Origin of the sequence: Saccharothrix deserti (assembly GCF_009769385.1) — a bacterium.
GTDB classification, from domain to species: Bacteria; Actinomycetota; Actinomycetes; order Mycobacteriales; family Pseudonocardiaceae; genus Actinosynnema; species Actinosynnema deserti.
In genome coordinates this window covers 162,109-171,345 of record NZ_VKAB01000027.1, presented here as the reverse complement: position 1 = coordinate 171,345, position 9,237 = coordinate 162,109, and the positions used below count along the sequence as shown (strand labels likewise).

The window sequence follows — 9,237 nt, the reverse complement described above, 5'->3', positions numbered from 1 at the left end:
AGTTAAGCCTTCCAGCGCCGATGGTACTGCACTCGTGAGGGTGTGGGAGAGTAGGACGCCGCCGAACATTCTTTCCCTCAGGGGCACCCGATACGGTCGGGTGCCCCTGAGGGCTTTTTGCGTTCGGGGCATGTTTCCAACTGACCGCGAACCGTCACTTTCCGGTTGTCTCCACCGCTGTCCGGGCGATGCGCCTGGCGCGAGCGGGTGATGTGCGGCTTGGCCCCCTTGATCGTCCTTACCGTAACGGCATGACCAGCGGTGAGTGGCCAGGGGAGGCGTCAGTGCCGTGGCGAGCGCGCAGACGAAGAGGCAGGCACTCCCGTGCCCGCCCGCCGTCGTCATCCCCGCAGATGTGGGCTCCGGCCCTTCTCGGCTCGATCCTCCTCGTAACGTTGATCCTTCTCCTGCTGACCTACGTCTGACACCGGCTCATTCGACGGGCTTGAGGTCACCGGTCGGGAAACGCCGTTCGTTCCGCTCGATCTTGGCGAACGCGGCCTCGATGAGATCCACGTCCAGCTTGTCGGCCAGCCGCACCAGGTAGTGCATGACGTCGGCCAGCTCGTCGCGCACCTTCCAGGCCAATTCCGGGTCGTCCATCGCGTGCGCGGCCTGTTCGGGCGTGAGCCACTGGAACAGGTCGGTCAGCTCGCCGACCTCCCCGGACAACGCCATCACGAGGTTCTTCGGGGTGTGGTACTGGTCCCAGTCGCGGGCGGCGGCGAACCGGCGCAGCGCGTCCCGCAGGTCTTCCAGGTTCATGCCCGCAGAGCTACCACACGGTGGTCGCTGGGCCGCACGCCGCGTACCCGTTTGAACGCCGTGCTGAACGCGAACCCGTCCGCGTAGCCGACGGCACGCGCGACCGAGTCGATGGTGGTGTCCGGTCGGGTGAGGAGGTTCGCGGCGACGTCCATGCGCCACCCCGTCAGGTAGGTGAGCGGTGGCACGCCGACCAGTGTGGTGAACCGCCGCGCCAACGCCGCCCGCGACACCCCGGCGCGCGCTGCGAGTTCCGCGACCGTCCAAGCGCGCTGTGGTTCGTCGTGCATCGCGCGCAGGGCCGGTCCGACGATCTCGTCGCCCAACGCTCGGTACCAGCCCGGCGTGTTCGCCTCGGGCCGGTCGAACCACTCGCGCAGCGCGTACACCAGGAGGAGGTCCAGCAGTCGGTCGAGGACGATGTCCTGGCCGGGGCGGTCCTTGGCGATCTCCGCGGACAGCACGTCGACAGTCGGGCACTCCCCGTCCGCACACGACACGACCAATGCCGTCGGCAGGGCGTTGAGCAGCCGGTGGGACACGCCGCCCTCGACCTCGTAGGCGCCGGTGATCACCAGCACGTCCCCGTCGGCCGGGAACCCGTAGGTGCGGGTGCCGACGCGCCACTGTTCGCAGTCCGGTTCGTCGAACTCGATCTGCGTCGGCGTCGACGGGTCGTCGGCCAGCACGAACCGCAGCGGTCCGCGGATCAGGCCGATGTCACCCGGACGCATCAACGCGTGGGTGCCGTCCTCGGCGAGTAGCCAGACGTCGCCGCGCACGGCGGCCACGAGGGTGAGCGGCGCCGTCTCCGCGAACGCCAGCGACCACGGCGGTGAGGCGAACGAGCGGCACACGTCGGCGCGCTGCGCGTGCACGCCGCGCAGCAAGTCGGTGAGGGCGTCCATGTAGACGATTGAACATGGATCCGGGACGGTGAGCCATGTTCCGTCCAGCACGATCTTGATTGGCTGGTGGCATGACAATCCTGGTTATCGGCGGCACCGGCAAGACCGGCCGCCGCGTCACCGCCGCCCTCGACGCCATCGGTGTCGCCAACCGTCCCGTGTCCCGCCGTTCGGCGATCCGCTTCGACTGGGCGGACGAGTCCACCTGGGGACCCGCCTTGGACGGCGTCACCGCGGTTTACCTCGTGCCGCTCGGGACGACCCTGGACGACGCCGAGGTGGCGGCGTTCGTGCCGCGGGCGGTGGCGGCGGGTGTGCGGCGGATCGTCGCCCTGTCAGCGCGCGGGATCTCGCCCGAGGACGGCCGCGAGCGCGCGGTGCGGGAGTCCGGAGTGGACTGGACGATCCTGCGGCCGACGTGGTTCTCGCAGAACTTCAGCGAGGACTACTTCCTGGGGGAGGTGCTGGCGGGCGAGCTCGTGCTGCCGCCCGGCGGCGACGGCGCGCACCCGTTCATCGACGCGCAGGACATCGCCGACGTGGCGGTGGCGGCGTTGACGCAGGACGGGCACGCGGGCGTCACCTACGAGCTGTCCGGGCCGGAGGCGTTGACGTTCGGCGAGGTGTTGGCGCGGATCGGTGACGTGTCGGGTCGTTCGATCCGCGTGGTCGACGTGCCCCCGGCCGACTACACCGAGCTCTTGGTGCAGGGCGGTTTCGACCAGGAGTACGCGGAGGTGTTGACGATGTCGTTGACCGCGATGCGTGACGGTCACGACGCCGCGTTGTCCGACGGTGTGCCGTCCGTGCTCGGGCACGACGGGCGGCTGTTCGGCGACTACGTCAAGGAGGCGGCGGGCGCCTGGGCCTGAGCGAGGACGAGCAGGTGCTCTTCGGTGGGCTGGTCCACGGCTACCTCCGGACGAGGGTGAGGTGCGGTTTGGTGGGGTGGCCGCCGTCGCCTTGGCCGGGCAGGGCGGTGAGGACCAGGCCGAAGACGAGGCCGTTGAGTTCTTCCACGTCGAGCAGGAGTTCGCGGGCGACGCCGTGCGGGGTGGTGCCTTGGGCGCGCAGGGTGCGGAAGACCTTGGTGAGCAGTTGGGATGTCTCGCGGCGGGTCATGCCGGTGGTGCGGCGGGCCAGTTGGGCGCACACGGTCGCGTATTGGGGCTGGGTGAGCAGGCCGAGGTCGCGGAGGCGGTGCGCGAGGGTGACCGGGGAGACGTGCCAGGTGGCGCTGTGTGCGAGGACCTGTTCGGTGAGCGCGCCCCGGGGGACGGCGGCCAGCACACCGGCGCGGGGGAGGAGGAACGCGGTCGCGAACGTTTGCGCGTCGTCGTTGCGGGTGAGGTGGCCGAGTTCGCGGGCGGCGTCGAAGCGGGCCTGGTCGGGGGTGGCCGTCGGGTCGAGGAAGACGTAGGGGGTGCCGGCGTGGCGGACGGAGAACGGGCCCGCGGCGGCGCAGTCCTGGGGCAGGGAGAACACCCGGACGCCGTGCGCTTCCAGGAGGTGGACCATGTTGGGCGCCGGGCGGTGCGGGATGCCCCACCGGGCGCGGACCATCTCGGCCGCGGTCTCCGGGTCGTGGTGTTCCCACGTCGGCACGTCCGGTTCGGGGAACGTGAACGCGCGGGTCAGCCAGGCGTCGAAGGCGATGGCGAGGCGGGCGGCGCTGATCGCGGCGTCCCGTTGCCGCTTGGGCGCCGGTCTGGTGAACACCGCCTCGATGTCCGGCACGTCGTCGGCTTCCAGGAAGCCCGCCGGGAAGCCGAGGGCCTCGGTGAGCCTGGCGGTGGTGGCCGGTCGGGGTTGGCGGCGGCCGTGCTCGTAGTCGCCGATGCTCGCCGGACTCGTGCCCGCCTTGCGCGCCAGCTCGACCGCGGTGAGGCCGCGACGGGTCCGGGCCAGGACGAGGCGGGAGGGCGTGAGCATGATCGCGCCATTCTCGCACCCGCCTACCGGCGCAGCGTGACGGTGACGTCGATGTCGTCGATGTCGTCGGGGCCGTCCGTGCCGCGTGGTGTGGGCAGGGGGCCGAACACCAAGGGCGGCAACGTGATCCGGTGCGCCCACCGGTCCACGACCTGGCCCTGCGGCGTGGGCTCCGGCTGCGCCACCTCGCGCAGGACGACCAGCCGTTCACCTTCCTGGTGGGGGTAGGTGACCAGGAACCACAGCTTCCACTCGTGCGTGTGGAGCGAGTCGAAGAGCGTGAACTGGTCCCGGTCGTTGCCGCGCATCATGGCCGCGATGGCGGGGCCCTTGGCGTAGTCGCTGCGCAGGGGAGCGCCGAGCGTGCCGGTGTGGCGGTTGCCCTGGAGGGTGCCGAGGACGACGGGTTTGGTGGGGTGCTGGACGAGCCCGGCGTTCCACTTGTCGACCCGCGTCCAGCCCTCGGCGACGAGCACTTCGCGGAGTCTGCCGACCCGGTGGATCCAGTCCAGCAACCCGGCCCCGTTGGTCGGCCCCAACGGCGGCGCGGACGCCCGCGCGTCGACCCCGGCCCAGATCGCCTCGTCCAGGTGGTCGACCCGCAGCCCCAGCTCGGCCAGCTGAGCGTGGTGGTCTTCGGTCAGCTCGGTGGCGTTCGACATCCTCATGCCGGGCACGGTAACCGCGCCCACCGACAATTCCCGGTCGCGTCGGGCTCGGCCGGGGGTCAGCGTGCCACCTGCGGCAGGTCGTCCTCTCCGGTCGGGGTTTCTTCGGTTTCCCGGTGGAGGGCCGCTGGCCGGCCGGCGGACGACCGGCTGCCGGAACAGCGATCGACCCACATCGACCCACGAGGAACAGGACGCCTGCCAGCGCGGGCGGCACGGTCAGCAGGGCTGGGTAGGCCCGGATACCGGCCGTGTGCCCCACCTCGTCGTGACCGGGAGTCCGTCCGGCGCTCGCCTCGGTGCCACCGTTGGCCGGCTGGGCTTTGGTCGGACGCCGCCACCCTCCGTCGTTCGAAGCCCGAACGGGCGGGTACCACGGTCCGTGGGACAGGATGTGGTGATGGATGTGCTGAGCCGGAACAACGTGGTTGTCACCGGCAACGTCGACGGCCCCGTGGTGGTGCTCGCGCACGGTTTCGGGTGTGACCAGAACTTGTGGCGGCTGGTCGTGCCCGCGCTCGCCGAGAAGTGCCGGGTCGTGCTGTTCGACCACGTCGGGGCGGGGCGGTCGGATCTTTCGGCGTGGGACGCGCGGCGGTACTCGACGCTCGACGCGTACGCCTCCGATGTGCTCGACATCTGCCGTGAAATCTGCCGTGAGCTGGACGTGCGCGACGTGGTGTTCGTGGGGCACTCGGTGTCGGCGATGATCGGTGTGCTGGCGGTGGCCGCGGAGCCGGCGCGGTTCGGCAAGCTCGTGCTGCTCACACCGTCGCCGCGCTACATCGACGACGGTGACTACCGGGGCGGGTTCAGCGCCGCCGACATCGAGGAGCTGCTCGACTCGTTGGAGAGCAACTACCTCGGTTGGTCGGCGACGATGGCGCCGGTCATCGTGGGCAACCCGGACCGGCCGGAGCTGGGCGAGGAGCTGACCAACAGCTTCTGCCGCACGGACCCGGAGGTGGCGAGGGTCTTCGCCCGTGCGACGTTCCTGTCCGACAACCGGGCGGACCTGGAGCGGGTGAGCGTGCCGACGCTGGTGTTGGAGTGCGCGCAGGACGTGATCGCGCCACGCGAGGTCGGCGCGTTCGTGCACGCCCGGATACCCGGCAGCACGCTCGTCACGCTCGACGCCACGGGCCACTGCCCTCAGCTCAGCGCCCCGGAAGCCACCGCGGCGGCCATGTTGCGCTTCGTGACGGACACGCTGTGACGGGCGTGACCGGGGACGAGCCGGACCGCGACGCTGTCTCGGCACTGCTGGAGGACAGCGCGGAAGACCTCTACGAGAACGCGCCGTGCGGCTACCTGTCCACTTTGCCGGACGGGCACATCGCGAAGGTGAACGGGACCCTGTTGCGGTGGCTGGGTTACCAGCGCGAGGAGTTGGTGGGACGGCGGCGGTTCGCCGATCTGCTCAGCGTCGGCGGCAAGCTCTACCACGAGACCCACTTCGCCCCGCTGCTGCGGATGCAGGGCGAGGTGCGCGGCGTGGCGTTGGAGATGGTCGCAGCTGACGGCAGGCGGCTGCCGATGCTGGTGAACTCCACGGTCAAGACGAGTGGTGACGGCGAGCCGCTGCTGATCCGCACCACGGTGTTCGACGCGCGTGACCGCCGTGCGTACGAACGCGAACTGTTGCGCGCACGGCAGGAGGCCGAGCGGGAACGCGACGAGATCCGGCGGCTCGCGACCACGCTCCAGCGCACCCTGTTGCCGCCGGTGCTGCCGACCGTGCCGGGTGTGGAGATCGCCACGCACTACCACCACGCCTCGCCGTTCGAGGTCGGCGGCGACTTCTACGACGTGTTCCCGTTGGCGGACGGCAGGTGGGGCGTGTTCCTCGGCGATGTGTGCGGCAAGGGCGCCGGTGCGGCGGCGATGACGTCGCTGACCCGTTACACCCTGCGCTCGGCCGCCGTGTACGACCCGGACCCGGCCGCGGTCCTGACCAACCTCAACACCGTGCTGAACCAGGAGCAGGACGGCGGGCAGCCGGGTTTCTGCACGGTGACGTTCGGTGTGCTCGCCGTCGACCCGGACGGCTGCACGCTCACCCTCGCCTCCGGTGGCCACCCTCCGGGTCTGCTGCTGCGTGCGGACGGCACGGTCGAGTACGTGGAGACGCCCGGCGGCCAGCTGATCGGAATCCTGCCCGACGCCCGCGTGGTCACCGCCACCGTCCGCCTGTCCGCCGGTGACACGTTCGTGTTGTACTCGGACGGCCTCATCGAGGCCCGTGTCGGCGACACCCGTTACAGCGAGCAGGAGCTGCTGGAGTTCGCGGCCACCCTCGCCTCCACGGCGGCGGCGGACGTCGTCGGGGCTCTCGTGGACCTGCTGGCCGGCTTCGGCGAGGGCGTCGAAGACGACACCGCCGTGCTCGCGCTGGGCGTTCCCGCCCCCCGGCGCTGCTGAGACCCGTTTCGTGCGGTGCAACGGCTCCGGCCCGTCAGTCGACGCTGGTAACCGGAAAGGGAAGGCGTTCACCGTCCCACGCGGCAGATCCCGGCTCGACGAAGTCCGCCATGGTCCGCGCGTCCTCCCTTTCCCGGTCGAGTACCTTGCGCCACTCCGAGGCGGTGCCGGTGACGAGGAACGGTCCGATCGGAATCTCGATCGTGTCGTCATCGACTCGGACAGGCACACTCTCACCCGCAACCACGAGGTCGCCGTCGACGCCTGCTGTTGCCGCGGTGATCGCGTCGTCGAGTTCGGTGGCCGACATCGTCGCGGACCACGTCGTGTCCGCGTTGCGAGCGGTCGCGAACAGCACGTCTTCGCCTGCGGGGTTGTCGTGCAGCACGAACTCGAGCACGGAGCCGGACATCGGATCGACGGACTCGTCCGCAGGCGCCAGCCAGGCCGGTCGGAACCTGTCGAAGAGTCCGGTCATCGCGTCCGCGAGCAGTCGACGCCGGACCGACAGGAACGATCTGTATTCGGCTGCATGCCGCAGTTGTTCGTTCAACGGTATGAGGTGCGCGGTCAACTCCTGATCACCGAGCGTGGGGAAGTAGTCCACCGGGGACCGGTGACTGATCTTCCTGTTGGCCTTGCCCGAGATGAACGCGAGGTTGGCGAGGTCGTTGATCTCCGCCTTGCTGTACTTCGCCGGATGGCTCTTGAGCGTCGCTTGCGGGTGGATGTGGTGGTACTCCAACGTCTGGCTGCCTTCCGCCGCGGCCGAGATGCCGATGCTGTCCCACCAGTCCTTGGCGCCTGCCTCCTTGGCGACGAGGAAACTCAGGAAGAAGTACGGGCTTCCCACAGACCGTCCGGCGAGGTCTTGAGGCGTGATCGTGAGACCCGTGGCGCTGACACCCAGATTGCTCAGCAGCCGGCGAACCGGATCGGCCATGCGGGCCGCCGGGATGTCCTGGCCCAGCCGGGTGTCGGTGGAACCGCTGTACCGGTTGCGGACGGTGGCCGCCAGGAACCAGTAGAGGATGCCGTCGGCACTCGCGCCGTCCAACTGCTCGTCTTCCCGCTCGCCCAGCAGGACGATCAACGGCAACAGGACGATCATCGAGGGCAGCAATCGGCTGTGCGAGGCACCCAGGTTGTTCTGGAGGAGCGGCACGAGGTGCCGCAACCCGCGCTGCACGGTGTTCCAGCCACGTTCCAGCTGGTCGTCGGTGGCGGCGACGAGCCGTGCGTGCGACCACGCGGACAGGCCGCGTCCGAGTACCGCGCCGGTGAGAGCCCTGGTGAGGAAGGTGACGTCGACGTCGCCGAACCCTCGCTGAGTCCAGTACGCGGCTTCCCCCTCCAACCTCTCCAGCACACCCGGCCATCGAGCGGACAGGGTCGCCAATGCCAGATCGGACGTCTTGAGCGGACGTCCGCCGCTGTTGACGCGCACGAAGATCTGGGTGACCTCGTCGTAAGGGAAGTCCCGCAGCACCTCCATGTGGAACTTGTGGCTCGGGATGGCAGCCAGCCGCTGGAGTCGCTTGCTGATGTCGTTCGGCGTCAGGTCGGGATTGCGCTCGTGCAGGCCGCTGACGAGGTGCCACTGGTCGACACCCGGTTTGAGGACGTCGTAGACCTTGATCCAGCGCGGGTCCTTCGCGGTCGCCGCGCTCTGATTCTGGAACTTCTCGCTTTCGACGTTGAAGACGATGGCGGCTTGCGGGTGGTCGGTGAGCACTCGGTGCAGCGACGTGACCCGCTGCTGGCCGTCCAAGAGGTAGAGCGGGACGACGGCAGGCTGGACCACGGGCCTGTCGATGGCCGCTGCCCTGGTCTGAGGTGTTTCGTCGGTCTGCCAGAAGAGCAGAGACCCGGACAGGTAGCCCCGGTAGAGCGACTCGATGAGCTTGGCCACCTGGGTTGGTTTCCACACGTAGCCACGTTGGATCTCCGGCAGCTTGATCTCACCGCGTTCGATCTGGCCTACTAGTGCGCTGATTTCGCGCTCCGTCTTGTCAACGGGCATGTGGACGTGCTCCCGGTGGGGTTGGAACGCACCTCGTGCGCGATCACTCCGTCATCGTCCGGCGGCGTAGCGTCGTTAGCACCGGCCGGGCTAGGGCTCCCAGACCTGTATCGCCCGCACCACGAAAGGGGCGTCGGGCACGTACGTGCCCTTGCCGGGGTAGGTGGTGAACTCGGCCTCGGTCGAGCACGTCGCGCCTTGGAATACCGAGGCGTCCCTGGTCAGGCGGTTCACGAACGAGCGCGCCACGAATTTGTCCGGCAGGGGGATGCACTCGCTCGGGTTGGCGGTTTCCAGGTCGAGGCGGTGGACCTTGCCGGTGTAGTTGGTACCGGCCCAGGCGCAGAACTCGCCGCGGTCGCAGGTCGGGTCCGGTTGCTGGGCCACCGCCATGCCGCTGGACGCCATGCCGCTGGACGCCAGGGCGCCGGCGGTGAGGGTCAGGGCGGTCAAGAGGCCGCGGGGCGTCATTCGGGTCACCTCCACCGCACCAGAGTGCTGTGATCGGCGGCGGTGTGGG

At 69.5% G+C, this 9,237-nt stretch carries 9 protein-coding genes; 3 read left to right on the top strand and 6 right to left on the bottom strand.

The window, feature by feature from the left end; translation table 11 throughout:
- Positions 1–432 precede the first annotated feature (432 nt).
- Positions 433–765, bottom strand: coding sequence for a nucleotide pyrophosphohydrolase (locus FM051_RS36045; RefSeq protein ID WP_158842777.1), 333 nt, complete (start codon positions 763–765; stop codon positions 433–435).
- Entirely contained in the window at positions 762–1,673 is a 912-nt protein-coding gene (locus FM051_RS36040; RefSeq protein WP_158842776.1) for an AraC family transcriptional regulator, read from the bottom strand. Before FM051_RS36040 ends, FM051_RS36045 begins: the two co-directional genes overlap by 4 nt.
- A 71-nt stretch (positions 1,674–1,744) precedes the next feature.
- Between FM051_RS36040 and FM051_RS36035 the strand changes: the two genes are divergently transcribed.
- Positions 1,745–2,545, top strand: coding sequence for an NAD(P)H-binding protein (locus FM051_RS36035; protein WP_202918770.1), 801 nt, complete (start codon positions 1,745–1,747; stop codon positions 2,543–2,545).
- 40 nt (positions 2,546–2,585) lie between these two features.
- On the opposite strand, the gene FM051_RS36030 is transcribed toward FM051_RS36035, so the two are convergent.
- A complete protein-coding gene (locus FM051_RS36030; protein WP_158842775.1) occupies positions 2,586–3,605 on the bottom strand; it encodes a helix-turn-helix domain-containing protein in 1,020 nt (339 codons plus the stop codon).
- Between the two features lie 23 nt (positions 3,606–3,628).
- Positions 3,629–4,273: a hypothetical protein gene (locus tag FM051_RS36025; RefSeq protein WP_158842774.1), complete on the bottom strand. Its 645-nt coding sequence runs from the start codon at positions 4,271–4,273 to the stop codon at positions 3,629–3,631.
- Positions 4,274–4,673: 400 nt separating this feature from the next.
- Here FM051_RS36025 and FM051_RS36020 point away from each other — a divergent pair, with 400 nt between their 5' ends.
- Together FM051_RS36020 and FM051_RS36015 are read left to right on the top strand one after the other, a co-directional pair.
- Positions 4,674–5,489, top strand: coding sequence for an alpha/beta fold hydrolase (locus tag FM051_RS36020; protein ID WP_158842773.1), 816 nt, complete (start codon positions 4,674–4,676; stop codon positions 5,487–5,489).
- A gap of 5 nt (positions 5,490–5,494) precedes the next feature.
- On the top strand, positions 5,495–6,694 hold the full coding sequence (locus FM051_RS36015) for a PP2C family protein-serine/threonine phosphatase (RefSeq protein WP_238412286.1): 1,200 nt from the start codon (positions 5,495–5,497) through the stop codon (positions 6,692–6,694).
- 34 nt (positions 6,695–6,728) lie between these two features.
- On the opposite strand, the gene FM051_RS36010 is transcribed toward FM051_RS36015, so the two are convergent.
- Both FM051_RS36010 and FM051_RS36005 read right to left on the bottom strand, forming a co-directional pair.
- Positions 6,729–8,717 (bottom strand): GmrSD restriction endonuclease domain-containing protein, encoded by a 1,989-nt coding sequence (locus FM051_RS36010; RefSeq protein ID WP_158842771.1) that lies wholly within the window; start codon positions 8,715–8,717, stop codon positions 6,729–6,731.
- Between the two features lie 90 nt (positions 8,718–8,807).
- Positions 8,808–9,188, bottom strand: a complete 381-nt coding sequence (locus tag FM051_RS36005; RefSeq protein WP_158842770.1) for a peptidase inhibitor family I36 protein — start codon at positions 9,186–9,188, stop codon at positions 8,808–8,810.
- Positions 9,189–9,237: the final 49 nt, after the last annotated feature.